General features: G+C 51.9%; 28 protein-coding genes. 26 read left to right on the top strand and 2 right to left on the bottom strand.

The genetic code is table 11. From position 1 onward, the window contains the following. The first annotated feature begins 17 nt into the window (after positions 1-17). The 24 genes from BZG14_RS01325 to BZG14_RS01210 all read left to right on the top strand — a co-directional run bounded on the left by BZG14_RS01325 (position 18) and on the right by BZG14_RS01210 (position 22,889). On the top strand, positions 18-980 hold the full coding sequence (locus tag BZG14_RS01325; protein WP_077607750.1) for a flagellar assembly protein FliH: 963 nt from the start codon (positions 18-20) through the stop codon (positions 978-980). Then, a complete protein-coding gene (fliI, locus tag BZG14_RS01320) occupies positions 980-2,299 on the top strand; it encodes a flagellar protein export ATPase FliI (RefSeq protein WP_077607749.1) in 1,320 nt (439 codons plus the stop codon). The genes BZG14_RS01325 and fliI overlap by 1 nt, the downstream gene beginning before the upstream one ends. A 3-nt stretch (positions 2,300-2,302) precedes the next feature. Beyond that, a complete protein-coding gene (fliJ, locus tag BZG14_RS01315; protein ID WP_077484638.1) occupies positions 2,303-2,755 on the top strand; it encodes a flagellar export protein FliJ in 453 nt (150 codons plus the stop codon). Between the two features lie 91 nt (positions 2,756-2,846). Further along, positions 2,847-4,478: a flagellar hook-length control protein FliK gene (locus tag BZG14_RS01310; protein ID WP_077607748.1), complete on the top strand. Its 1,632-nt coding sequence runs from the start codon at positions 2,847-2,849 to the stop codon at positions 4,476-4,478. A 22-nt stretch (positions 4,479-4,500) separates the two neighbouring features. Then, entirely contained in the window at positions 4,501-4,992 is a 492-nt protein-coding gene (fliL, locus tag BZG14_RS01305; RefSeq protein WP_077607747.1) for a flagellar basal body-associated protein FliL, read from the top strand. 8 nt (positions 4,993-5,000) lie between these two features. After that, positions 5,001-6,071 carry a flagellar motor switch protein FliM gene (fliM, locus tag BZG14_RS01300; RefSeq protein ID WP_077607746.1) on the top strand — a complete coding sequence of 357 codons (1,071 nt, stop codon included), beginning with the start codon at positions 5,001-5,003 and terminating at the stop codon, positions 6,069-6,071. 29 nt (positions 6,072-6,100) lie between these two features. After that, a complete protein-coding gene (fliN, locus tag BZG14_RS01295; protein ID WP_077607745.1) occupies positions 6,101-6,499 on the top strand; it encodes a flagellar motor switch protein FliN in 399 nt (132 codons plus the stop codon). Positions 6,500-6,501: 2 nt separating this feature from the next. Further along, positions 6,502-6,891 carry a flagellar biosynthetic protein FliO gene (gene fliO, locus BZG14_RS01290; protein ID WP_077607744.1) on the top strand — a complete coding sequence of 130 codons (390 nt, stop codon included), beginning with the start codon at positions 6,502-6,504 and terminating at the stop codon, positions 6,889-6,891. Continuing rightward, positions 6,888-7,727, top strand: a complete 840-nt coding sequence (gene fliP, locus BZG14_RS01285) for a flagellar type III secretion system pore protein FliP (RefSeq protein WP_077607743.1) — start codon at positions 6,888-6,890, stop codon at positions 7,725-7,727. The genes fliO and fliP overlap by 4 nt, the downstream gene beginning before the upstream one ends. Before the next feature lie 11 nt (positions 7,728-7,738). After that, complete coding sequence (gene fliQ, locus BZG14_RS01280; protein WP_046074938.1) at positions 7,739-8,008, top strand: flagellar biosynthesis protein FliQ; 270 nt, start codon at positions 7,739-7,741, stop codon at positions 8,006-8,008. An 11-nt stretch (positions 8,009-8,019) separates the two neighbouring features. Continuing rightward, entirely contained in the window at positions 8,020-8,802 is a 783-nt protein-coding gene (fliR, locus tag BZG14_RS01275; protein WP_077607742.1) for a flagellar biosynthetic protein FliR, read from the top strand. Positions 8,803-8,806: 4 nt separating this feature from the next. Next, complete coding sequence (gene flhB, locus BZG14_RS01270) at positions 8,807-9,943, top strand: flagellar biosynthesis protein FlhB (protein ID WP_077607741.1); 1,137 nt, start codon at positions 8,807-8,809, stop codon at positions 9,941-9,943. 151 nt (positions 9,944-10,094) lie between these two features. Next, positions 10,095-12,200, top strand: coding sequence for a flagellar biosynthesis protein FlhA (gene flhA, locus BZG14_RS01265; protein ID WP_077607740.1), 2,106 nt, complete (start codon positions 10,095-10,097; stop codon positions 12,198-12,200). Positions 12,201-12,225: 25 nt separating this feature from the next. Further along, entirely contained in the window at positions 12,226-13,770 is a 1,545-nt protein-coding gene (flhF, locus tag BZG14_RS01260) for a flagellar biosynthesis protein FlhF (RefSeq protein WP_077607739.1), read from the top strand. Then, on the top strand, positions 13,763-14,650 hold the full coding sequence (locus tag BZG14_RS01255) for a MinD/ParA family protein (RefSeq protein ID WP_069363182.1): 888 nt from the start codon (positions 13,763-13,765) through the stop codon (positions 14,648-14,650). The genes flhF and BZG14_RS01255 overlap by 8 nt, the downstream gene beginning before the upstream one ends. After that, on the top strand, positions 14,643-15,368 hold the full coding sequence (locus tag BZG14_RS01250) for an RNA polymerase sigma factor FliA (RefSeq protein WP_069363181.1): 726 nt from the start codon (positions 14,643-14,645) through the stop codon (positions 15,366-15,368). The genes BZG14_RS01255 and BZG14_RS01250 overlap by 8 nt, the downstream gene beginning before the upstream one ends. Before the next feature lie 55 nt (positions 15,369-15,423). After that, on the top strand, positions 15,424-15,792 hold the full coding sequence (gene cheY, locus BZG14_RS01245) for a chemotaxis response regulator CheY (protein ID WP_046074931.1): 369 nt from the start codon (positions 15,424-15,426) through the stop codon (positions 15,790-15,792). A gap of 30 nt (positions 15,793-15,822) precedes the next feature. Next, a complete protein-coding gene (locus BZG14_RS01240; protein ID WP_077456365.1) occupies positions 15,823-16,557 on the top strand; it encodes a protein phosphatase CheZ in 735 nt (244 codons plus the stop codon). 9 nt (positions 16,558-16,566) lie between these two features. Then, positions 16,567-18,798 carry a chemotaxis protein CheA gene (locus BZG14_RS01235; protein ID WP_077607738.1) on the top strand — a complete coding sequence of 744 codons (2,232 nt, stop codon included), beginning with the start codon at positions 16,567-16,569 and terminating at the stop codon, positions 18,796-18,798. A gap of 18 nt (positions 18,799-18,816) precedes the next feature. Then, entirely contained in the window at positions 18,817-19,953 is a 1,137-nt protein-coding gene (locus tag BZG14_RS01230) for a protein-glutamate methylesterase/protein-glutamine glutaminase (protein ID WP_077607737.1), read from the top strand. A gap of 10 nt (positions 19,954-19,963) precedes the next feature. Further along, positions 19,964-20,746 (top strand): ParA family protein, encoded by a 783-nt coding sequence (locus BZG14_RS01225; RefSeq protein ID WP_069363177.1) that lies wholly within the window; start codon positions 19,964-19,966, stop codon positions 20,744-20,746. Further along, a complete protein-coding gene (locus BZG14_RS01220; protein WP_077607736.1) occupies positions 20,733-21,932 on the top strand; it encodes a chemotaxis protein CheW in 1,200 nt (399 codons plus the stop codon). Before BZG14_RS01225 ends, BZG14_RS01220 begins: the two co-directional genes overlap by 14 nt. A 34-nt stretch (positions 21,933-21,966) precedes the next feature. After that, positions 21,967-22,455 (top strand): chemotaxis protein CheW, encoded by a 489-nt coding sequence (locus BZG14_RS01215; protein ID WP_077484663.1) that lies wholly within the window; start codon positions 21,967-21,969, stop codon positions 22,453-22,455. Then, a complete protein-coding gene (locus BZG14_RS01210) occupies positions 22,455-22,889 on the top strand; it encodes a DUF2802 domain-containing protein (protein ID WP_069360744.1) in 435 nt (144 codons plus the stop codon). The genes BZG14_RS01215 and BZG14_RS01210 overlap by 1 nt, the downstream gene beginning before the upstream one ends. 13 nt (positions 22,890-22,902) lie before the next feature. On the opposite strand, the gene BZG14_RS01205 is transcribed toward BZG14_RS01210, so the two are convergent. Next, positions 22,903-23,202, bottom strand: coding sequence for an EscU/YscU/HrcU family type III secretion system export apparatus switch protein (locus BZG14_RS01205; protein WP_338012765.1), 300 nt, complete (start codon positions 23,200-23,202; stop codon positions 22,903-22,905). Further along, positions 23,202-24,011 (bottom strand): hypothetical protein, encoded by an 810-nt coding sequence (locus BZG14_RS01200; protein WP_077607735.1) that lies wholly within the window; start codon positions 24,009-24,011, stop codon positions 23,202-23,204. The genes BZG14_RS01205 and BZG14_RS01200 overlap by 1 nt, the downstream gene beginning before the upstream one ends. A gap of 120 nt (positions 24,012-24,131) precedes the next feature. On the opposite strand from BZG14_RS01200, the gene ccmA reads away from it, so the two are divergent. Both ccmA and ccmB read left to right on the top strand, forming a co-directional pair. After that, entirely contained in the window at positions 24,132-24,749 is a 618-nt protein-coding gene (ccmA, locus tag BZG14_RS01195) for a cytochrome c biogenesis heme-transporting ATPase CcmA (RefSeq protein ID WP_077484667.1), read from the top strand. Continuing rightward, positions 24,746-25,414 (top strand): heme exporter protein CcmB, encoded by a 669-nt coding sequence (gene ccmB / locus BZG14_RS01190; RefSeq protein ID WP_069360740.1) that lies wholly within the window; start codon positions 24,746-24,748, stop codon positions 25,412-25,414. The genes ccmA and ccmB overlap by 4 nt, the downstream gene beginning before the upstream one ends. The last annotated feature ends 27 nt before the right edge of the window (positions 25,415-25,441 follow it).

The following is a 25,441-nucleotide window of genomic DNA, read 5'->3' as shown; positions in this document are numbered from 1 at the left end:
ATTTGTAAGGGGCACTGATGAGTTTAGAAAAACGTCGTGGCTATATTCGCGCCGATGAGGCCGATGCGGAAACCATTGATAGGTGGGCATTGCCCCCTTACCACGAAGGCGAAAACCTGCCCAAAGACACGGCACTTAATTACGATCCCAGTTGGGAGCCAGACGTTGAGGTAGAGCCGGAGGAAAACGAGCCTGCCCCCGAACCTTTAACCGCTGACGCCCTTGACGCTATTCGCCAACAGGGCTACGACGAAGGGTATGAAGAGGGCAAGCAGCTGGGGCATGCCGAGGGACTTGAGGCCGGTTTAGAGCAAGGGCATGAAAAAGGCCATGAAGAAGGAAAAAAGGCCGGGTTTGAGCAAGGCGTCGCTGATGGGCAAGCGCTGATTGAAGCACGTTGTCAGCAGCTCGATAGTATACTCAATCAGTTAACTCATCCATTAGAAAAGTTGGAGGTGGATGTCGAGCAACAGCTGTTGGTGATGGTCCAGACCTTGACCAAGTCATTGACAGGTGTGGAGCTAGACACGAATCCTCAGGTGATTCTGCACACCTTACGAGCCGCCATTGCCGCTTTGCCAGTGGCCGATCACTCGGTTACTGCGGCGTTGCATCCAGATGACTATGCCATTGTCACCGACGCGTATGATGACGATATGCTCGCGGCTCGCGACTGGACCTTGCAATCCGAGCCGGCCCTTTCGCGTGGAGACGTCCATGTAAAAGCCAAAGATTCAGTGGTCGACTATCGCTATGCTGAGCGCGTGGACGCGTTACTTAGAGAGTTTCAAGGACAGAATCAACCCCGACACGCTTCGCCATCAGACCCGGCAACGGTAGAGCCTGTTGATACCGGTGCCTATGCCAACGAACCGGCGACCACCGAGCGCGCGGTGGCGAGTGACGAACCCGTTGAGCAAGACACCACGGCAACGCCTGAAGATGAAGCCACATCGACTGAGGAGCCAGGGCAATCATAATGAGCCAACTCGCTGAGCGGTTAAAACAATGTCAGCTTGATAATTTAGCCCCCAAGCCAGTGGCGTCGGGAAAATTGGTGCGTATGGTTGGGCTGACACTTGAAGCGATAGGCTGTCGTGCGCCCATTGGGTCTGTGTGCTCGGTTGAAACCCTTAATGGCACCATTGAAGCTGAAGTCGTGGGCTTTGCCGATGAACTTTTGTACTTGATGCCTAACGAGCAAGTTTCAGGTGTGTTGCCAGGGGCAAGCGTCACGCCCTTGTCTGAACGCAGTCAACTCTCGGTGGGGATGGAGCTGTTGGGGCGCGTTATCGATGGTATGGGCAATCCACTGGATGGTAAAGGCGATATCTATACGGATAAGCAAGCAAGCCTAGAGGGTATACCGATCAACCCCTTATCACGGCAACCGATCCGTGAGCCGCTCGATGTTGGCATCAAGTCGATCAATGGTCTTTTGACGGTGGGGAAAGGCCAGCGCATCGGCTTGTTTGCTGGCTCTGGGGTGGGTAAATCTGTCACCTTGGGGATGATGACACGCGGTACCACTGCGCAAGTGGTGGTCGTCGGATTGATTGGTGAGCGTGGCCGAGAAGTGAAAGAGTTTATCGATGATATCCTCGGAGAAGAAGGCCGTGCACGGGCGGTGGTTGTCGCTGCGCCAGCTGACTCATCACCCTTGGTGAGGCTTAAAGGCTGCCAAACGGCATTAACCATTGCCGAATATTTCCGCGACCTCGGTCTTGATGTTCTTTTGTTGATGGATTCATTGACGCGGTTTGCCCAGGCTCAGCGCGAAATTGCGTTGTCGGTGGGCGAGCCACCGGCGACCAAAGGGTATCCGCCCTCGGTGTTTGCGCGTTTACCCTCACTGGTTGAGCGCGCGGGGAACGGTGCCGTTGGACAGGGGTCGATCACGGCCTTTTTTACCGTGCTGACCGAGGGGGATGATTTACAAGACCCAATTGCCGATGCAGCACGAGCGATACTCGATGGTCATATTGTGCTATCGCGCGAGTTAGCGGATAGCGGTCATTACCCGGCGATTGATGTTGAGCGTTCGGTCAGTCGAGTGATGCCCAATATTACCAGCGATGAGCAAATTCTGATGTCGAAAGCGGTGCGGCAAGTGTTGTCCGTGTGCCGAAAAAACCAAGATCTGGTCTCGATAGGCGCTTATAAACCGGGCAGTGATGCGGCGGTTGATCAGGCGTTTAGCTTGAAGCCCAAACTCGACGATTATTTGCAGCAAGGGATCAAAGAAGTGGTTCCTTTTGATATGTGTGTCAATATGTTGCGCTCAACCTTGCAGGGGTAACCGATGGCCGATCACGCGCTTCAGTTGCTGTTAGAAAAAGCTCAAGAGGATGAAAAGCAGGCCCAGCTTAGTGTGAGCGCGGCTCAGCAATCACTTGATGATTACTATCGCCAGTTGGAGCAAATCGAACAGTACCGGCTCGAATATTGCCGTCAGATGTCAGATCGTGGTCAGTCAGGGCTATCGGCCAGTGCGTTTGGTCATTTAAATAAATTCATTGTTCAGCTTGATGAAACATTGGCAAAACAAAGAGATGCAGAGCATCAATTTAAAGATCATTTAGCGCAATGCCGTGAAACATGGCAACAAACTCGCCAGCACCGACAGTCATTAGAATGGCTGATAGAAAAACGAGAACGAGAGGAAGCAGAGCGTGCTCGCTATCAAGAACAACGACAAATGGATGAAATGGCAGCGATTATCGCACGTCGACGCCCCTCACCCTTCTCTTCATAGTAAAATGGCGCGATAATTGCTTTCTCATTACCGACGCGCCAGTTGATGCCAAGTTGGCGCATAGGTAACCATAGGTAATGATGAGACACTTATGACGCAGTCAATGCTGACACTTTCCAATGTTTCGAGTAAAACCCTGTCTGCGCCGAGTGAAGGCGCGTCCAGCGAGGTGAAAGGAGAGAAAAGTGCCGGCTTTTTGTCCGCCTTGCATCAATCCCTCGATGGAAGTGAAGGACAAGCGGGGGCGATCAAGCTGACCTCTGATGGCAAAACCTTACTCGTTGATGGTCAAGCCATTGATGCGGAGGCCATGTTGGCTGACGGTATTTTCAGCGAGGCTGAGATGGAAAAAATTGCCGATATGACGGCAATGGAAGAAAGCCAATCCTTATTAATGCGGTTGAACCAAGCCGCTGAAATGTTAACTGGCAAAACCTTGCCTGCCGATGACGACGCACTGGCATCGTCTGCCGATGTATTACCGATAAGCGACACTGACAGTAACGCGCGAGTAGACCGCCAAATTCAAGAGGATGAAGTAGACAAACAAGCACTGCTTGCGGAGCTTTCTGAAGCGTTGCCGGATGAGGTGTCTGCGGAGGAGGTATTGGCACAGTTATCGCCCGAACAACTCGCCGTATTAGTCGCTCAGGTTAAAGCCACGCAAGATCGTGGCACAGGTGCCTTGGAACAAGGTGCCGGACGCCAAATTGCGCTTGATAGCAGTGGTGAGGCGGCTAAAGGGGGGCAATCTCTCTCAGCGGATGGGCCGGCGATAAAGTGGGCGGCGATGAAGGCACAGCAGGAGAGTCAACATGGATCTGCTAAGATGGCGTCCGGCGATCCTGCCTTAGGCGACCGTGCGGCAGCCAATAAAGAGTCTGCGCTTAAAGATTGGTTAGGCAAAGAAGGGGCGACGACGAAAACGAATGAATTGGCTGATAAGCTGCGACAGGCGTCGGGCCTACAACAGAATATGGCAAACCCTGACGTAAAAGCTGGCGCAGCAGGCAACCCGAATGCCGCTTCGCTGCTGGCAGGGCAACACAGTCAGTCAGATGATCTGAGTAAAGCGGCGTTAAAAGCGATGGCAGAGCAGGCGGTTCAAACTGACGCAGCCTTGGCGGCAGGCAACACAGCAAGCGCAGCGGAAGGTGCCTCACGAGGCGAAAACTTGGCCCAGCAGCTGGCAAGCAGTCTAGGCACACCAACCGCGAACGCGGCGACAGCACGACAAGATATCCAGGTCGCTCAAAGTGCGCAGGCCCCGCTACCTTTAGGGCAAACGCCTAGCGAAGCGGGTGTGGCATTGACCGAGCGAATCAATGTCATGTTGTCTAAAAACCTGAAGCAAGTGGATATTCGTCTCGATCCACCCGAGCTTGGGCGCATGCAAATTAAGCTGGGGATCAACAACGACCAAGCTTCCGTGCATATAACGGTTGCCAACCAGCAAGCGCGTGATGCGGTCGAGCAAGCGATGCCAAGACTGCGTGATATGTTGCAGCAACAAGGGCTACAGTTAGCCCAAGGATCGGTTCAACAACAAGAGAGTGGTGCACAACAGATGGCCTCAGGCCAGCATGGTGCCGGTACCGGCGGCGGTCATGCCGGTGGCGCATCACTCGGCACCTCTGGGCCGGATGATAGTGATGATACCATGCTAACCGGGCAGACGCTGAACGTCTCACACAGTGATCGGGCCGTTGATTACTACGCTTAGATAATAAGGAGCAAGCACAGCCATGGCAGATGATAACGCAACCCCAGAACAAGGCGGGAGCAAAAAAAAGCTGATTATTATCATTGTCGCCGCCGTTGTATTGCTCGCGGCGGCCGGTGGCGCGGCGTTCTTTTTCCTGTCCGGTGATGATGACAGCCAAGAAGACATTGTCCTCGAGGAACAAAACAATGCCGTGCCCGCGATTTATGTCACCTTGCCTAAACCGTTTGTTTTTAATGTCACCGGGGATGAGCGGCAGCGACTGGTGCAAGTCAATACCCAGTTGTTAGTGCGTGGCAGTGAAATGGAAGCCTTGGCCAAAGAAAACTTGCCGCTGATTGAGCACTCGCTTCTTAATACGTTTGGTGCGGCAACGGTCGAGCAACTGCGTACACCGCAGGGGCWGCTCGAAATTCGCCGCCAATCGGCAGAGAATGTGCGCGCGGCCTTAATCAAAGTAACGGGCGAGCCGGTGGTGGAGCGTGTGCTCTTCACTGGATTTGTGATGCAATAGGTGATGACGTGACTGACTTACTCAGCCAAGACGAAATTGATGCGCTGCTTCACGGTGTTGATGACGTTGAAGAGGAAGATAATGAGCCCGAAGCCGATCAAGACGGTGCGGTTCAGTTTGATTTCTCTTCGCAAGATCGCATTGTACGTGGGCGGATGCCGACGCTCGAGCTTATTAATGAGCGCTTTGCCCGCCATATGCGCATTAGCTTGTTTAACATGCTGCGTAAAACTGCCGAAGTGTCAATTAACGGCGTGCAGATGATGAAGTTTGGCGAGTATCAAAATACCTTGTACGTGCCGACCAGTTTGAATATGGTGCGTTTTCGCCCCTTAAAAGGCACCAGCTTGATCACCATGGAAGCCCGTCTGGTGTTCATTTTGGTAGAAAACTTTTTTGGTGGTGATGGGCGCTTTCATGCGCGTATTGAAGGGCGAGAGTTTACGCCAACCGAGCGACGTGTGATCCAGATGCTGCTTAAGTTGATGTTTGAGGATTACAAAGACGCCTGGGCGCCCGTGATGGAAGTCGCTTTTGAGTATTTAGACTCGGAAGTAAACCCGGCGATGGCCAACATTGTCAGCCCCTCAGAAGTGATTGTGGTGAGTTCATTCCACATTGAGCTTGATGGTGGTGGCGGCGATATTCACATGGTCATGCCTTACTCGATGCTAGAGCCGATTCGCGAGCTGCTCGATGCCGGGGTACAAAGTGACAAGATGGATACCGATGTGCGCTGGAGTAAAGCGCTACGGGATGAGATCTTGGATGTCAATGTTGAATTGAGTGCCAAGCTATTGGATGTCACCTTATCGTTGCGCGACTTAATGGAGTTACAAAAAGGGGATGTGATTCCGGTGGAAATGCCGGATGCGTGCACCGTGTTCGTGGAAGACTTGCCCACCTATCGCGCGAAAATGGGGCAATCTAACGATAAGTTGGCACTTAAAATTGTAGAAAAACTTAAGCGTCCTGAAATGGCGAAATCGGATATTTCGTTGTTACAGGATAAACCTGAGCTACTCGATGATCTCGAGGAAGATCTACCCATCGATGATAAACAAGGTAATGCTCAGTGATCAGAACCAGTAAACAAGGGTAAGACGTCATGGATCAAAATGATGTAGACGATGATTGGGCTGCAGCCCTGGCTGAGCAATCTGACACCGAGGGCTCAGATGATGTGCAAGCGGCACCACTTGAAGAGCTCACTGATGACAGCGAGCAAAAAATGGGGGCGGATGAACAGCGGAAACTGGACGCGATCCTTGATATTCCAGTGACCATTTCCATGGAAGTGGGGCATACGCAAATTAACATCCGTAACCTGCTTCAGCTCAACCAAGGCTCGGTGGTGGAGTTAGATAGGTTAGCTGGGGAGTCGCTCGATGTGCTGGTGAACGGCACCTTGATTGCTCATGGCGAAGTGGTGGTCGTAAACGACAAGTTTGGTATCCGCCTCACGGATGTGATTAGCCAAACTGAGCGGATTAAGAAACTACGATAGGGATGACGGTGAACCGACGCATTTGGAGTCTACTCCTGGTGCCCATGCCTGTTTGGGCGGCGGCGCCCGATGTCAGTATAGTGACAATGCTGTTGTCGCTAGGATTAGTGCTAGGGCTTATCTTTGCTCTGGCTTGGTTGCTGCGACGGTTAAAAGTGCCGGGGCTGGCACAGCAAAGTGATGGCATCACGATCGTTAGCCAATTGGCTGTGGGTCAGAAGGAGCGCATTTTGGTGGTTGATATCCACGGTGAACAGTTGGTTGTCGGCGTGACAGCAAACAGCGTGAACGTGTTAAAAACACTGGATAACCCCATTCCAACTGCGACACCAGCATCTGATAAGCCTTCTCGCTTTGCCAATCAGTTAAGCCAACTGTTGAATCGAAAATGACGATACGAATGTTATTGGCCGCTTGGGTCTGGGTGGCAGCCACCTTATTTACGCCGTTTGCTGTTGCCGAACAAGAAGCGACGCCAGCACAAGAAAGCATCACCACCGAATCGATTAGCGAAAGCGGTGAAGCGGCGCGTTTAGAAGTGGGCCGTAATACGGGCGGTGGGATCCCGGCGGTGACCATGAGTGTCAACCCGGATGGCAGTGAAGACTACTCGGTCACGTTGCAAATTCTGGCAATCATGACCGCGTTGGGCTTTTTGCCAGCGGTTGTCATTTTAATGACGTCGTTTACCCGAATCGTGGTGGTGATGGCGATTTTGCGTCAAGCCATGGGGTTACAGCAAACGCCATCTAACCAAGTGATCATTGGCATCGCGATGTTTTTGACCTTGTTTATCATGTCACCGGTGATTGACCGAATGAATACAGAAGCGATTCAGCCCTATATTAATGAACAAGTCACTGCGCGAGAAGCCTTTGATCAGGCACAAGTGCCGCTGCGTGAGTTTATGCTTCGGCAAACGCGGGTGAAAGATTTGGAAACCTTTGTCAATATGTCGGGGGCGCAAGTGGATGAGCCTGAGCAAGTCCCAATGACGGTGCTGATCCCTGCGTTTGTGACGTCGGAGCTGAAAACCGCGTTCCAAATTGGTTTTATGTTGTTCTTGCCATTTTTGGTGATTGACTTGGTGGTGGCATCAGTCTTGATGGCGATGGGTATGATGATGCTATCGCCCATGATAGTGTCATTACCCTTCAAGTTAATGCTTTTTGTCTTGGTTGATGGGTGGAATCTTATCCTCTCCACCTTGGCAGCCAGTTTCGGCTAAAGGAGGCAGTGATGGCCCCAGAAGCGTTTGTCGAGCTTTTCCAAGATGCGCTCTATCTGGTGTTGCTACTGGTTTCAGCCATTGTAGTACCCGGCTTGTTGGTGGGTCTAATCGTGGCCATCTTTCAAGCCGCGACCTCAATTAACGAGCAAACACTGAGCTTTTTGCCACGTTTGATCGCCACCTTTATTGCCTTAATGTTCTTTGGCCACTGGATGACGCGGATGTTGATGGAGTATTTCTATCGCTTGATTGATCACATCCCTAACATCCTTTACTGACGAGGCAAGCCATGGAATATCCAGCCTCAGTGCTCCTGTCTTGGATGGCTAACTACTTTTGGCCCTTTACCCGTATCTCTTCGATGATGATGGCGATGACTTTCTTTGGCGCGCGATTTGTGCCAGTGAGGATCCGTCTCTACCTGTCACTGGCGATTACCTTCGCGGTGATGCCCGCGTTACCGGCCGTCCCCGAGAGTATTGAGCTGGTCTCCTTTGCCGGCTTTACCGTGCTTGCGCAGCAAGTGGTCATCGGTGTGGCGATGGGAATGGTCACCCAATTTATTACGCAAACCTTTGTGGTGTTGGGACAGATTTTGGGGATGCAATCGAGCTTGGGTTTTGCGTCCATGGTCGATCCGGCCAATGGCCAGAATACCCCCTTGCTGGGACAGTTTTACTTATTTTTGGCGCTGATGTTGTTTCTCGCCACGGATGGGCATTTAAAAATGCTTAACTTAGTGGTGATGAGCTTTGATACCTTACCGATTGGCGAGATGATTGGTGCTGCCGACTACCGCAGTTTGGCGCAGTGGTTCGGGATCATGTTTAAAGTTGCCCTCAGTATTTCCCTGGCAGGCGTGATCGCCTTGCTGGTGGTCAACTTGTCATTTGGTGTGATGACGCGCGCCGCGCCGCAGTTGAATATTTTCTCTCTTGGCTTCGCTTTTGCATTGTTGATGGGGCTACTGATCAGCTGGTATCTGCTGTTCGGTATGTTGACGCACTACAACAATCATTGGGAAACAGGGTTGAACCAAATTTGTTCGCTGATTCGAATTAATTGCGAGTAGAGGCATGGCAGAGAGCGAAGGTCAGGAAAGAACAGAAGACGCTACGCCCCGAAGGCAGGAGCAGGCGCGGGAAAAGGGCCAAGTACCGCGCTCAAGAGAACTGGCTTCGGTTTCCGTACTGGTTGTTGGTGCCATCAGTTTGATGTGGTTCGGGCAAGCGCTGGGCGAAGCCTTGATGGCATTGATGACGCGCCTATTTTCCCTGTCACGCGCCGAGATCTTTGACAGCTCAGAGCTGATGCGGGTGGTGGTCGGTGAGCTACTGCATTTGATTCTGCCACTTGGGCTGATCTTGATTGTGCTATTTATCTCCGGCCTCGTAGGGGCGGCCGGGCTCGGTGGGGTGAGTTTCTCGTGGGAGGCTGCACGACCTAAACTGTCGAAAATGAGTCCGCTTTCTGGCTTTAAACGCATGTTTGGTACCCAGGGATTAGTCGAATTATTAAAGTCGATTCTCAAAGTGTTGTTGGTGGCGGGTGTGGCCGCATACTTGGTTTATATCAACCTAGAGGACTTCTTCGAGCTGACCATTGATACCTTCCCCAGCAACCTCTATCACGCGCTCGATATATTACTTAACTTCGTTCTGTTGGTGTGCTGCTCCCTGTTGGTGGTGGTAGTCATTGATGTGCCATTTCAAATTTGGCAACACAATGAGCAGCTCAAAATGACCAAACAGGAGGTCAAAGACGAGAATAAAGAAACCGAGGGGAGCCCAGAAGTGAAAGGGCGAATGCGCATGTTGCAGCGGGAAATGGCCCAGCGCCGAATGATGGCTGACGTGCCCCAAGCGGATGTGGTGGTCACTAACCCTGAACATTATTCCGTGGCGTTGCGCTACAACAGTGATATGGATAGCGCGCCCGTGGTGATCGCCAAAGGATCGGACTTTACCGCATTGAAAATACGAGAAATTGCCGCTGAGTATGATATTGCCATCGTTCCTGCTCCCCCGCTGGCGCGGGCATTATATTTTAGCACCGAGCTTGAGCAACAGATCCCTGACGGTTTGTTTACCGCCGTCGCTCAGGTTCTTGCGTATGTCTTCCAGTTAAAACAATACCAAAAAGGACGGGGTCGACGGCCCACGCGTCCTGATGACGCTTATTTACCTATCCCTACCGATTTACAACATGACTAAGCGTCACCGAGCGCGACAATGTCAGCGCAGTGCCAAAATGCTGACACTTTACGGGCTTTTTTTGGCGTAAAACTTGCTTCCTCTGCATTCCCGTTTTGAGTATACGCGGCACCAGGCCCGCGTTCACCAATCATGGATTTGAACGCTTAACATGTTAAAAGCCAACTGGCGATTGCCATTTTCTGACAAAGTGCCTTACCACAGGTTAGGAGCGATGCCGGCTATCGGTGCGCCAGCACTGGTATTAGCGACCTTAGCGATGGTGGTGCTTCCTGTCCCGCCAATACTGCTCGATTTAATGTTCTCGTTTAACATTGCATTGTCGCTGGTGGTACTGCTGGTCACTATTTATACAAGGCGTCCACTTGAATTTGCGGCTTTCCCGGCGGTGCTGCTGATCGCAACGTTAATGCGGCTGGCTCTTAACGTTGCTTCCACGCGCGTAGTTTTGCTTTATGGGCACGAGGGCCCGGATGCGGCAGGCCAAGTGATTGGCGCCTTTGGCTCGGTGGTCATTGGCGGCAACTATGCCGTGGGCTTGGTGGTGTTTCTTATCTTGATGATCATTAACTTCATGGTTGTCACCAAAGGTGCGGGCCGGATTTCAGAAGTGACCGCGCGTTTTACCTTGGATGCCTTGCCGGGTAAACAAATGGCGATTGATGCCGACTTAAATGCGGGGCTTATCGACCAAGAGCAAGCCCGGTCACGACGCCAAGAAGTCACGCAAGAAGCGGATTTCTACGGCTCGATGGATGGTGCGTCCAAATTCGTCAAAGGCGATGCCATCGCCGGTATTTTGATCCWTTTCATCAACATTGTGGGTGGTTTGTCGATCGGGATGGGGCAGCATGACTTAGGGTTTTCCGAAGCACTCGAGGTCTATACCTTATTGACCATTGGTGATGGTCTGGTTGCACAAATACCGTCGTTGCTGCTGTCGATAGGCGCCGCCATTATGGTGACGCGACAAAACACCGAAGAAGACATGGGACAGCAGGTGGTGTTCCAGCTGTTTGATAATCCGCGTGCGTTGATGATTGCCACCAGTATTTTGACGGTGATGGGGTTAGTGCCGGGCATGCCGCACTTGCCTTTCTTACTGCTGGCATTGATTTGTGGTGGCATAGCGTACTGGAAATACAAACAATATCAAAAAGCGCAGCAAGCACCGGAGCAAACCGATCTTCCTGAGGCCGCCCCCGCTACGCCGAAAGAGCTATCGTGGGACGATGTGCAGCCGGTGGATGTTATCGGGCTAGAGGTAGGATATCGTCTGATTGCCATGGTCGATCGTGATCAGGGCGGCGAGCTGCTCGATCGAGTCAAAGGTGTACGCAAAAAACTGTCGCAAGATTTTGGTTTTTTGATCCCACCCGTACACATTCGCGACAACCTTGAGCTGCCACCCCATAACTATCGCATCACCTTAATGGGGGTCGCGGTTGGAGAGGCCGACGTCCACCCTCAACATGAACTTGCCATTAACCCTGGGCAAGTGTTCGGCCCTATTGACGGTGAGCCCACCCAAGATCCGGCTTTCGGTCTTGAAGCGGTTTGGATTGAACCCAGCCAACGAGAGCATGCGCAAGCACTTGGTTACACCGTGGTCGACGCTGCCACTGTGTTGGCCACCCACCTTAGCCAGATGTTGACCAACAACGCCGAGCGTTTATTGGGTCACGAGGAAGCGCAAAACTTGGTGGATATGTTAGGTAAGCAGGTACCGCGCTTGGTTGAAGGACTGGTCCCGGATCAAATCCCGCTCAGTGTGTTAGTCAAAGTGCTGCAGAATTTACTCAGTGAAGCGATCCCTATCCGTGATATTCGCACTATCGTGCAAACCATGGCCGAGTATACCGGCAAGAGTCAAGATCCTGACATTTTAACCGCTGCAGTCAGGATTGCACTGCGGCGTCTGATCGTTCAAGAAATCAATGGCAGCGCCCCTGAACTGCCAGTGATCACCCTTGTTCCTGAACTGGAACAGATGTTGCATAAAACCATGCAGGCATCGGGTGGCGAGTCGACCGGGATTGAGCCGGGTTTGGCTGAGCGATTGCAATCCTCATTGGCTGACGCGACACAGCAGCAAGAGTTGCAAGGCGAGCCAGCCGTATTGCTAACGTCTGGCGTGCTAAGAGCGACATTGGCGAAATTTGTAAAAAACACAATACCGACGCTACGCGTCTTGTCTTATCAAGAAGTGCCTGATGAAAAACAAATTCGTATCGTCAATGCGGTTGGCAACAATTAACATCGTTTATGAGTAGGGCAGTGCTTTGAAAATAAAACGTTTTTTTGCAAAGGATATGAGAGCAGCATTAAGCCAAGTGAAAGAAGAACTTGGCGCTGATGCGGTGATCATGTCTAACAAAAAAGTGACTGGCGGCGTAGAAATTGTCGCGGCGGTTGATGCGGATACAGAGCCAATGCCTGATAAGCCCGCCCCAAACGCGCAGCAACAATCTGCTCAGGCTTATTCTCAGGCGCACCGCCAACTGGCGGATGATCAAGTGCAACTGCGTCAACGGCAACAGGCAGGTAGTCGTCAAAACAGTCATACTAAGCGCCCACCTCGCTTTTCCGCGATGCTGGACGAGTACCGTGAACAATCTCAGCCAGCCGAACTAGAAACAGAAGCTGACTCGCTGAGCGCCTTGCTACAACGTCAACAAAAGCAGCCAGCACGGCGCTCATCGCCATCAGGGGCTGACGATCGGCCTGCCGCGCTAGGGCGCGGTTATGAGCCGCGTCGCCAGCTAAAAAGCAACAACCGCTCGGACTGGCAAAATACCACCACCAAACCCAATGGCGGGGCCGCTTCTCCACCAAAACCGAAGCTTGATCCCTCTCGGTTTGAGGGGCGTCAATCTCAGGCTTCGCATCAAGAAATTGATGCAATGCGTCAAGAAATGGCCTCCATTAGAAGCCTGTTAGAGCATCAATTGTCGGGGCTGATGTGGCAAGAGGTAGAGCGGCGAGAGCCGCTGCGCGCCATGCTCATCAAACGCCTAGAGCGCATGGGACTCTCGTCCGAGCTAGCGGATCAATTGGCCTGTTATATTCCAGAAGAGACACCACCGAATGAGGCGTGGCAAGCGCTCCTTGACCTAGTGGCGGATCAGGTGATCACGGTTGATGAGAATATGCTAGAAAGTGGCGGGGTGATTGCACTGCTGGGTCCGACTGGGGTAGGAAAAACCACCACAATTGCCAAGCTGGCGGCGCGAGCCGCGATGGAGTTTGGCCCTGAAGATATTGCCTTGGTGACCACAGACACATTCCGTATCGGTGCCCATGAGCAGTTAGCCACATACGGCCGTATCCTTGGCTGTCCTGTTAAAGTGGCTAAAGATGCTGATGAACTTGCCGACATCCTTTATCAGCTGCGTCATAGACGCTTGATATTGCTAGATACCGCTGGAATGGGGCAGCGTGATCTTCGCTTGTCGGAACAGCTCGATACCCTGATGCAAAACAGTGGCTCCCATATCCGTAGCCTGCTGGTGTTACCGGCGACGTCACAACGCCGCGTTTTACAAGAAACCATTGAACATTTTCGCCGTATCCCGTTATCGGGATGTGTTCTGACCAAACTCGATGAATCGCTCAGCCTCGGTGAACTGTTGTGTGTCACCATCGAAAATGCCCTGCCTGTGGCCTATTTAGCCGACGGGCAACGTGTGCCAGAAGATATCCGCCAAGCCACGGGACAGTTCCTGGTTGCAAAAGCCAGCGACATGTTGGAATCAGGTGCGGATCAGCACAGTCACTTCTGGAACAGTGATGTCCCAGAGTCGAATGGGGCGGACTTTTATGATTGAGACAAGCATGCAAGATCAAGCAAGCGGCCTGCGCCGTTTAACCAATCCGTCACGCACCAAGGTTATTACCGTAACCGGGGGAAAAGGTGGCGTAGGGAAAACCAATGTCACACTGGGAATGGCCGCGTCTATGGCCCGCCAAGGTAAAAAGGTCATGGTGCTAGATGCCGACCTTGGTCTCGCTAATGTGGATGTGTTACTTGGCCTAAGAGCGGGTAAGAATCTGTCTCATGTGCTTCAAGGCGTCTGTGATCTGAAAGATATCATTCTCGAAGGTCCGCACGGTATGAAAATCGTACCTGCATCGTCTGGCCTTCAAGGTATGACAGAGCTAACACCGGCGCAACATGCTGGTTTAATTCGCGCTTTTGGTACACTCGAAGAAGAGGTTGATGTACTCTTAGTGGATACTGCCGCGGGGATTTCAGACATGGTACTGAGCTTTTCGCGCGCCGCACAAGATGTCGTCATTGTGGTCTGTGATGAACCTACATCAATTACTGATGCGTATGCATTGATTAAAGTACTAAGCCGTGAGCATGGTGTGACACGCTTTAAAGTTGTTGCAAATATGGTCAGAAGCTACCGTGAAGGACGAGACTTGTTCACAAAATTAACGCGAGTCACTGAAAGGTTTCTCAATGCTAATCTAGAATTAGTAGCATGTGTTCCCGTTGACGAAAGGGTGAGGCAAGCAGTGAGAAAACAAAAAGTTGTCATTGACGCATTTCCTCGCTCGCCCGCATCATTGGCGATGAGTGCGTTGGCGAACAAAGCGCTGACTTGGCCGGTGCCGCGAAATCCGGGAGGCCATCTGGAGTTTTTTGTTGAGCGGTTGCTGATCAAAAATGATGACGCAGGAGAGTTAATTCGTGAATAGAGCGCTCACGTATAGCCGCACAGGGGCAGATCGCCAAGCGGTACTTGAGCGTTATTCGAGTTTGGTCAAGCGCATCGCGCATCACTTGATGGGGCGCTTGCCACCGAGTGTTCAAGTAGAAGATTTGATCCAAGCTGGTATGGTCGGCCTCCTTGAGGCACAGCAAAATTATGACCCTTCTAAAGGGGCGAGTTTTGAAACTTATGCCGGTATTCGAATTCGCGGTGCTATGCTGGATGATATGCGCCGCGGTGACTGGGTGCCACGGTCTGTCCACAAGGCGAGTCGTTCAATCAGTGATGCCATCGCATCACTAGAAAAAGCGTTAGGTCGGGATCCAACCGACGTGGAGGTGGCTGAAAAGCTTGATATGAGCTTAGAGCAGTATCATCAGGCGCTTAACGATGTAAACTGTGGGCGTTTGATCGGGATGGATGATCTGGGCGTCTCTGAAGATGCATTCACAACAGAGAGCCATCGTAACGACAACACTCCCTTTCAGGGTGTTGCGGAAGACAGTTTCAAAGCTGCATTAGCGGCGGCGATCAAAAGTCTTCCTGAAAGAGAGGCACTAGTGCTATCTCTTTATTATGATGAGGAATTAAACCTCAAAGAGATAGGCGCAGTGATAGGGGTCAGCGAATCCCGGGTCTGTCAGATTCAAAGTCAGGCTACGCAACGTTTGAGAGCTAAGCTATCCGCTTGGCATAGTGAGTAAGTAACTGTTTCGACAATAAAACGAGACCTCACCGGAGGCAACCTTGGATAAAAACATGAAAATTCTCGTTGTTGATGATTTTTCAACAATGCGCCGTATCGTAAAGAATCTTCTTCGTGACTTAGGTTTCAACAATACCGTTGAAGCGGATGACGGCTTAACCGCGCTGCCAATCCTCAAAAAAGGCGGTATTGATTTTGTCGTGACCGATTGGAATATGCCTGGTATGCAGGGGATCGATTTGCTTAAAGAAATCCGTAAAGACGGCGATCTTAAGCACCTGCCTGTATTGATGATCACCGCTGAGGCGAAGCGCGAGCAGATTGTAGAAGCCGCGCAAGCAGGGGTGAATGGTTACATTGTTAAACCTTTTACTGCCGCTACGTTGAAAGAGAAGCTCGACAAAATTTTCGAGCGTATGTAGACAGTAAGCGCACAGTAAGAAGGAACCGCCATGATCAATCTGGACCAAGCGAAACAATTGGTCGCGTATCTTGAAAACGGAGAGCAAGATAACGCTAATACGCTTCTTACCGAGATAGCGAAAGAAGCGCGTGACCCACTGTTTAATGAAGTGGGAAAGCTCACCCGCCAATTACATGACTCGATTACTGACTTTCGTTTGGATCCAAGAGTGAGTGATTTGGCCAACGTGGATATCCCTGACGCTCGCGACAGGCTCACGTATGTCATGCAGAAAACCGAATTGGCCGCCAACAAAACCATGGATTCGGTTGAACGAACCATGCCAATCGCGAGCGAGCTACAAGACAACTTGCAAGCCGTTCGCCCCAACTGGAACAGCCTGATGCGCGGTGAGATTGCCTTGGATGAGTTCAAGTCATTGTGCCACAACATTGACGAACTATTGACCCAAGTAGAAGGGGGCGCGACGGAATTGCACGCGCACCTGACTGAAATCCTCATGGCACAAGACTTTCAAGACTTAACCGGCCAAGTGATTCGGCGCGTGATTGAATTGGTGCAAGAAGTTGAGCAACAGCTGGTTGAAATACTGACGGCCTTTGGCATGGAGAGCGCTGCGATTGACGCAGCATCGGCGAAAAAAGTAGATGATACCACCGATAAGTCAGCCCCTGAGGGTCCTGTGATTCACCCTGAAGAGCGCGATGACGTGGTTCACAGCCAAGATGATGTTGACGATTTATTATCGAGTTTGGGTTTTTAGAGGTGCGCTATGAGCTTTGAGATGGATGAAGAAATCCTTCAGGACTTTTTGATTGAAGCGGGAGAGATCCTCGAGCAGATGTCTGAGCAGCTGGTCGATTTGGAGCGTGCCCCTGATGACGCAGACTTACTAAATAGTATTTTTCGCGGCTTCCACACCGTAAAAGGTGGCGCGGGCTTTCTTGGCTTAAATGCGTTGGTCGATACGTGCCACGGTGCTGAAAACGTCTTTGATAACTTGCGTAATCACGGACGTGAGTTGACATCGGATGTGATGGATACCATTTTGCAGGCACTGGATACCGTGAATGATCAATTCGCTGCGGTACAAAACCGCGAAGAGCCTGTGCCAGCCGATGGCGCCTTGCTCGAAGCTCTTCACCGCTATGCCAAGCCTGCCAGTGAAGATGAAGCGGCGGCAGAAGCGTCAGCCCCTGAACCCGATCCCGAGCCAGAACCTGAGACGCCCGCCAGTGACGCAGCGAGTCAGGATGACGGTGCGATCAGTGGCGACTCCGTGGATGAGATCACCCAAGATGAATTCGACAAACTGCTCGATCAGCTCCATGGTGAGGGAAAAGCCCCCACAGCGTCTGACACCCAATCATCAGAAAAGCCTGAAGTGGTAGAAAGTACCGAGGCTGACAGCGGCGATATTACCGACGATGAGTTCGAAAAGCTGCTAGATGACTTGCACGGTGCAGGTAAAGGGCCTGCTGCCTCGCCAAGTGAGGGAGAGGAATCGGCCCCCGCGGCCCCCGCGGCGTCTGATGCGTCAACGTCGGCCTCACAGTCAGGTAGTGATGAGCTGATTGATGATGACGAGTTTGAAAAGCTCTTGGATGATTTGCATGGTAAAGGCAAAGGGCCCGCTGCAGAAGCGGATAAAGCGAAAGCGGATGCCGACAAGGTAGATGCGCAAGCTAAGCCTGAGCCTAAACCTGAACCTGCCGCCCCAGCTAAAAAAGCGAGCAAGCCAGAACCAGCCAAAGAAAGCACACCGAAAAGTGCAGGCGCAGGCGGCAAAGCCCCTGCGGCGGCAGAAAAAGCGCCAGAGAAAAAGCCACCAGCCGCGCCTCAGCAAGAGCAAACCGTGCGAGTCAATACCTCCACGCTTGACGGCATTATGAATATGGTCGGTGAATTGGTATTGGTGCGTAACCGCTTAGTGAGTCTGGGGCAAAGCAGCAATGATGAAAGCATGGCCAAAGCGGTCACCAACCTAGACGTGGTCACCGCCGACTTGCAAGGCGCGGTGATGAAAACGCGTATGCAGCCAATCAAAAAAGTATTTGGCCGCTTTCCCCGAGTGGTGCGTGATTTATCGCGTAGCTTGAAAAAAGAAATTGTCTTGGAAATGCAGGGCGAAGAGACCGATCTAGATAAAAACCTGGTCGAGGCCCTAGCGGATCCTATGGTCCACTTAGTGCGTAACTCGGTGGATCACGGTATTGAAATGCCTGATGAACGCGAGAAAGCAGGCAAACCTCGAGTCGGTACTATCACCCTAAAAGCGTCGCAGGAAGGGGACCATATTCTCCTCACCATCGCTGATGATGGGGGAGGCATGGATGCTGAGAAGTTAAAGAGCATCGCGGTTGAGCGCGGTGTACTTGATGCAGAAGCGGCGGCACGCCTCACGAATAATGAAGCCTACAACCTGATTTTTGCGCCCGGGTTCTCGACCAAGACAGAAGTCTCTGATATCTCTGGCCGGGGTGTGGGAATGGATGTGGTTAAAACTGGCATCACCAAGCTCAACGGTTCCATTAATATCGACTCTGAGTTAGGTCGAGGGACAGTCTTGGAAATCAAGGTGCCATTGACGCTGGCGATATTGCCAACCTTGATGGTAGGCGTTGGTGAAAATCCGTTTGCCTTCCCGCTGTCGAATGTCAGTGAAATTATCAGCTTGGACATGTCCAAAACCAACACGGTGGATGGGCAGCTTACCTTGATTGTTCGAGACAAAGCCATCCCGATTTTCTTCTTGCAAGATTGGTTGTGCAGAAGCGCAACCGATATCGATAAAACCAAAGGCCACGTGGTGATCGTGCAAATCGCGCATCAACGCATTGCGTTTGTAGTAGACACCTTGTTTGGTCAAGAGGAAGTGGTCATCAAGCCGCTTGACGAACTACTTCAAGGAACACCCGGAATGGCAGGGGCCACCATCACCAGTGATGGCCACATTGCATTAATTCTGGATGTGCCCAACCTGTTGAAACACTACGCAGGTTAATTTGAGAAAAGGACGCCCATGGCAGTAAAAGTATTGGTGGTAGATGACTCCAGCTTCTTCCGTCGCCGCGTGAGTGAAATCATCAATGCCGACCCGAGAATGGAGGTCATTGATAGCGCGGTAAATGGTAAAGAGGCTGTAGAAAAAACCGCGCAACTGAAGCCAGATGTAGTCACTATGGATGTGGAGATGCCAGTACTCGATGGTATCTCGGCGGTGCGTCAAATCATGGCGCAAACGCCAACACCGATTCTAATGTTTTCATCGCTGACGCATGACGGGGCGAAAGCCACGTTGGATGCGCTTGAGGCCGGCGCGCTCGATTTTCTTCCTAAAAAGTTCGAGGATATCGCTCGTAACCGCGAAGAAGCGACCAGTTTACTGCAACAGCGCGTACTCGAAATTGCGCGTAAACGGCCGGTACTTCGACGCGCCACACGTCCAGCGTCCACTAGCAGTACTGGGCAAACAGTGTCGCCAGCGGGCGGTGTACGTACGCCCGCGCGCCCAGCGTCACGCCCCGCGGTGGGGACGAGTTCGTCGTCCAAGGCGCCAGCGCGATTTACCGCGACAGGGAAACGTTACCAAGTGATGGCAATTGGCACGTCGACTGGGGGGCCTGTTGCGCTGCAAAAAGTACTCACCAAATTGCCCGCTAACTTTCCGCTGCCGATTATTTTGATTCAACACATGCCGGCGACATTTACATCGGCATTTGCACAGCGCCTCAATGGGCTGAGCAAAATTACGGTCGTCGAAGCGAAAGATGGTGACACCCTCAAGCCCGGGCACGCGTACTTGGCGCCAGGTGGGATGCAGATGATGATTGATGGCAGGCCGGGGGCCGCACGCCTAAAAATTTTAGATGGCGGCGAGCGAATGAATTACAAACCCTGTGTTGATGTGACCTTTGGCTCTGCCGCCAAAATATATGGCGATAAAGTCTTGTCCATGGTGTTAACGGGGATGGGAGCGGATGGCCGAGAAGGGGCGCGGATGCTAAAAAGCGCCGGTGCCACCATCTGGGCGCAAGATGAGGAAAGCTGCGTGGTTTATGGCATGCCGCAAGCCGTGGCGAAAGCGGGGATATCGTCGGAAGACTTACCGCTGGAGAGGATCGCTGAACGCATATTGGTTGAGCTAAATTTAAAATAAGGAGTGGGGCTTGATAGTCTGGAGTATCGCCAACCAAAAGGGCGGTGTTGGTAAGACAACCACCACGGTGACATTGGCAGGATTGATCAGTGAGCGTAAGAAACGTGTCCTGCTGGTGGATACGGATCCACACGCCTCGCTCTCGACCTATTTGAACTTTGATTCAGAGCAGTTACCCGCTAGCTTATTTGATTTGTTTCAATTACAGACCGTCAATAAAGAGACGGTGCAGCCACTTATCGTCAAAACGCAGTTTGAAAACATGGACTTAATTCCAGCGCATATGTCGCTGGCTACCTTGGACCGTGTAATGGGCAACCGGGGTGGCATGGGACTGGTATTGAAAAAAGCGCTGGATGCGTTGGCCGATGATTATGACTATGTGTTGATCGACTGCCCACCGATTTTGGGCGTGATGATGGTCAATGCCCTAGCGGCCAGCCACCGTGTGCTGATCCCGGTTCAGACCGAGTTTTTGGCGATGAAAGGGTTAGAGCGTATGATGCGCACGTTACAGATCATGCAAAAGTCTCGTAGCGCTGACTTTAATCTTACTATCATTCCAACCATGTATGACAAGCGTACGCGGGCATCGTTGGAAACGCTGCAGGAGCTTAAAATTCGCTATAGCGACCAGGTCTGGGCGTCAGCCGTGCCCATCGACACCAAGTTTCGGGATGCGAGCTTAAAGCATATGCCCGCATCATTCTACGCGAAAAATTGCCGCGGTGTGTTTGCCTACAAAACTCTATTAACCTATTTGGAGCGACTGGAGCAGGATGAACAAGCATAACGCCCTATCCAGTGGTCAAGCGCTCGACGATTACTTTGAGGCTCTGCTGGATGATTTAGGCGAAGTGGCACAACCAAGCGAGCAGCTTGGAGAGCCTGAGCACGATAAACCGCAGGTGTCGTCTGCATCGTATCTTGATGAGCAGGCGCCGCAGCTGCAGCCACAGCCTGTTATGGACGCGGGAACACCTGAGCCGGTCGCGTATGCTGAGCCGGAACGTGACTTGGCGGAAGTCGAGCGGTTGCTTGCGCAACTGAAAGTGGATGAAGAGGCGGAGCTGGAAGCGAAAACAGCCACTCAGACCCAGGAAGACGTAGGCCAAGAGACGGTCGAGCAGGTTGTTGATCCTGTTGTGGATCAAGCACAGGAGCCAACCACTGAAACCTATACCCTGGCAGATTGGGGCCTGGATGTTGAGGAGCAGGTTGAGGTAGACGAGGCGGTCCCAGAGGTAGAAACTCTTACCGAGACCGAGACCGAGACCGAGACCGAGACCGAGACCGAGACCGAGACCGAGACCGAGACCGAGACCGAGACCGAGACCGAGACCGAGACCGAGACCGAGACCGAGACCGAGGCGTACGTCGATGTCGCGGTAGAAGCAGAACAAGCTGTCCCCGAACTTGATACTGAGGCCGTTGAAGAGACGGTACAAGCAGAGCAGATTCACGACGAGGCTGAAGCCGACACGCAAGCCGGTGACGATCTGCCCCCCACTCAATGGGAAAATGCTGAAACCGAGGCAGAGTTTCAGGTATTATTCTTCGAGAGTATGGGGGTAACCTATGCGGTGCCTTTGGCCGAATTGGGCGGTATCCATCAGCTTGGCGAATGCAACCGTCTTATCGGTCGACCAGATTGGTATCTAGGATTACAGACAGAAAAGCAACAACAGCTTGATGTCGTCGATACAGCACGCTGGGTGATGCCAGAAAAACTGGCAGATAATCAGCACAGGGACGACTATAATTATATTGTGATTCTGGGCGATAGTAAGTGGGGACTGGCATGTGATCAATTGCTCGGTACCCAAGCGCTCAGTGGTAAAGCGATTCGCTGGCGAAAACAAGCGGGAAAGCGGCCTTGGCTCGCAGGCATGGTCAAAGAAAAAATGTGTGCTCTGATCCATGTTCAAGCATTTATTGCTATGTTAAATCAGGGGATTGACGCCAAGGCGATGGCGTAATAACTAGTTACACAGCGCGTAAAGAGGAAAATCAATGTCTCAGGTAGCTGAAATTCAAAAAGAAGGCGTCAATGACGAGGTGTTGCAGTGGGTTACTTTTCAGCTTGAAGAAGAGACCTACGGCATTAATGTGATGCAGGTGCGTGAAGTGCTGCGTTACACCGAAATTGCACCCGTTCCGGGCGCCCCTGACTATGTATTGGGTATCATTAACTTGCGTGGCAATGTCGTCACTGTGATTGATACGCGTTCACGTTTTGGTTTGGCGTCAGCCGACGTCACTGACAACACGCGCGTGATAGTTATCGAAGCTGAGACGCAGGTGATCGGTATTATGGTCGATAGCGTCGCGGAAGTGGTGTATCTAAAAACATCGGAAATTGATACCACGCCAAGTGTGGGAACAGAAGAAAGCGCTAAATTTATTCAAGGCGTCAGTAACCGCAATGGCGAACTGCTAATCTTGGTTGATCTCAACAAGCTGTTGACCGACGAAGAGTGGAATGAGATGGCCATGCTGTAATGATGGAGCTTGTGCTGACGTGGTCGCCCGTTGCTGTGACGGTGGTGTTTGCCATCGTTGCTTTATGGTGCCTTCGCGCAGAAAAGCGTGCCAGACAGCGGCTAGAGAATAAACTCCAAGCAATGGAAACCGTGCTCAAAAGTGCGCGCCAACGCCATGACAGTCTGGCGAAGCAATTCAATGAATTGCGAGCGGGTAGCATGGGGATGGGGCAGAAGCTCGCCGATTTATCTGCCAGTGTGGATGAGCTGTTAGAAAAGCATGTTGAGCTGGAAATGCAAGATTCGGAAAGCCGCCTCTATAGTCGAGCCAGTAAAATGGTTGATTTAGGTGCGGATGTTGACGAGTTAATGCAAGAGTGTGATCTTCCCAAAGCAGAGGCTGAATTGCTGCTTAATCTGCGTAAGCGACAAGCTGCCAACCAGCAGCGCTAACCGCTAAGCTATCCTACACCAACGTATCTATCGGTGTGTGTCCCTGCCAACCTGGTGGGGTCTTTCCCTCCAATACCCAAGCGTAAGCAATTAACTCGGCAATCACTCGATAGAGTTCAGGTGGGATCTCATCATCTTTATCCAGTCGCTCTAGCCAGGCGAGCAAATGGGCATCTTGATGAATCAGTGCACCTTGCTCACTCAAGGCCTCAATCAGCTCCATCGCCAGTTGATCCGTGGCTTTCGCTTTGACTTTGGGGGCATGGTAGCCATCATACCCAAGCGCGACCGCGCGTTTTTTATCTTTCATCATTAAACCCTCATGGAAATACCAGCGGCTGGCACGTCACCCTCAGACACGGGCCCGGTTTCGTCGATGTCTTCATTGATGTCGATATCTAAGGCAATCGCTTGATGGGTAAGCCGTTCATTGAGCCAATCAAGTGTTTGATGAATCCGTTGTTTAAGCCTAGCGGTCGGTGCGGTCAGTGTCAGCGCCCTTTCCTCCTTTGATAGCGATAAATCTGCGCGGACAAACTGATGGCCGACAGGAAGGTAAAGTCGAACTTGCCACTGCACCCTATCCGCCGAGGGAGACGCCGATTGTCCGGTTTGTTTGCGTGCTGTGACGCGAACGGGCGGACGCTGTGGATCAGAAAAGGGTAAAACCCATTGCCACTCGCCGGGGCGTGATGACTCAGCGACTCTTTGCTCGGCCATCAGTCTTAAGGCACCCGTCATATTATCCCCCTCTGACTGAGACGAAAGCCATTGCTTGAGCAATGTGGTAAGCAACTTATCGGCGGGGCGCTGCGCGAGCCATTGGGTAATGGTGTCTGAATGGGGTGCCTGTTGCTGACCGGAAGTGGGGAGCGTCCAAGCGCTAAGCAGTGATTGCATTAACGTTTGCGTCGACGCGGGTTGTTGTCTCATGGTGGCAGTCAATGCAGGCAACAAATGTAACTGGGCTAACACATCGGTCAACCCCGTGCTGGCCTTGGTATGTATCAGAGTGAATTGTGCCTGCAACAGCGCACGTCCATCGATGGGTGACGGGGACTGTGAGGCTAAGCTAGCCGGTTTTATCACCAGTTGTTGTGGATTCGTTGGGGCAATCTTCATGGTTTCTCACAATTATTTACGCGAGTCACACTTTGCAACCCTGTAGTAACTAACAGTCATTTTGACCATTGTGGTACTATGCGTCCACTTTTGTAACACAAGCAGGATGCAACATTTGTCATGTTGGAAGTGAAACAGCTTTGCTGTGTTCGTGATGACCGAGTGTTGTTTGATGCGCTGACATTCTCTCTGTCTCCCGGTGATCTTGTTCAGGTAGAAGGCCCAAACGGAGCAGGCAAAACCACGTTATTGCGAATTATCGCGGGTCTGGGGCTCGCGGACAGTGGCGAGGTCTGTTGGCAGCAGCAGGCGATCACCCAACAACGCGACGCATTTTATCGCGATCTCCTATTTTTAGGCCACACCACAGGGGTTAAGCGCGAGCTTACTGCCTTCGAAAACCTGGCTTACTATCTGCAAATGCATGGGCGGTGTGATCATGATGCCATTTGGCAAGCGCTTGCCAAAGTCGGTTTGGCGGGGCGAGAGGATATTCCTGCGGGGCAGCTATCTGCGGGACAAAATCGGCGCGTTGCCCTCGCGCGACTTTGGTTAAGTGAGCGGCGATTGTGGATTCTCGATGAGCCGCTGACAGCGATTGATAAACAAGGGGTAAAGGTGCTTGAAGCTGTGTTTGAGCGGCATGTGCAACAAGGCGGGATGGTGCTATTTACCACTCACCAAGACATGTTTGTGGATCACCCGCTATTACGTCGTATTCAGTTGGGGGCGCAATGATCAAAGCAATGTGGTTGATTGTTCGCCGAGAGCTAAAAGTCGCTTTTCGCCAGCCGGCTGATAGTCTGAATCCTTTGTGGTTTTTTATTATTGTGATCACCTTGTTTCCGCTCGGTGTTGGGCCAGGTCCCCAGTTATTGCAGACCATCGCTCCCGGCATTATTTGGGTCGCGGCGTTACTCTCTGCGCTGCTGTCATTGGAGCGTTTGTTCCGGGACGATTACCTGGATGGGTCACTTGAGCAAATGATGCTGATGCCCGTCCCCTTACCACTGTTAGTGATCGCGAAAGTCATCGCACACTGGTTACTGACCGGTTTGCCTTTATTGTTAGTCAGCCCGGTGTTGGCGTTATTACTGTCACTCGATGCCACCCAGTATCAAGCGGTGGTCATGACTTTATTGTTGGGTACCCCAACATTAAGTTTTGTCGGTGCGATTGGGGTTGCTCTGACAGTAGGGCTGCGGAAGGGAGGCGTTCTTCTGAGCTTGCTGATCCTCCCGCTTTATATTCCTGTACTGATTTTTGCCACCTCAGCGATTGATATGGCGGGATTCGGTGCAGACATCAATGGACAGCTGGCGATCCTTGGTGCCATGTTGGCTGGGTCCGTCACCTTGGCCCCCTTTGCTATCGCCGCCGCGTTGCGTGTGAGCGTGAACTAATAATTAATCAGGAAGTAGAGCAATTGT

The sequence above is a fragment of the Salinivibrio sp. IB282 genome (assembly GCF_001995685.1).
GTDB lineage: Bacteria > Pseudomonadota > Gammaproteobacteria > Enterobacterales > Vibrionaceae > Salinivibrio > Salinivibrio kushneri.
The sequence above is the reverse complement of the archived record's forward strand: the minus strand, read 5'-3'. Positions and strand labels throughout refer to the sequence as shown.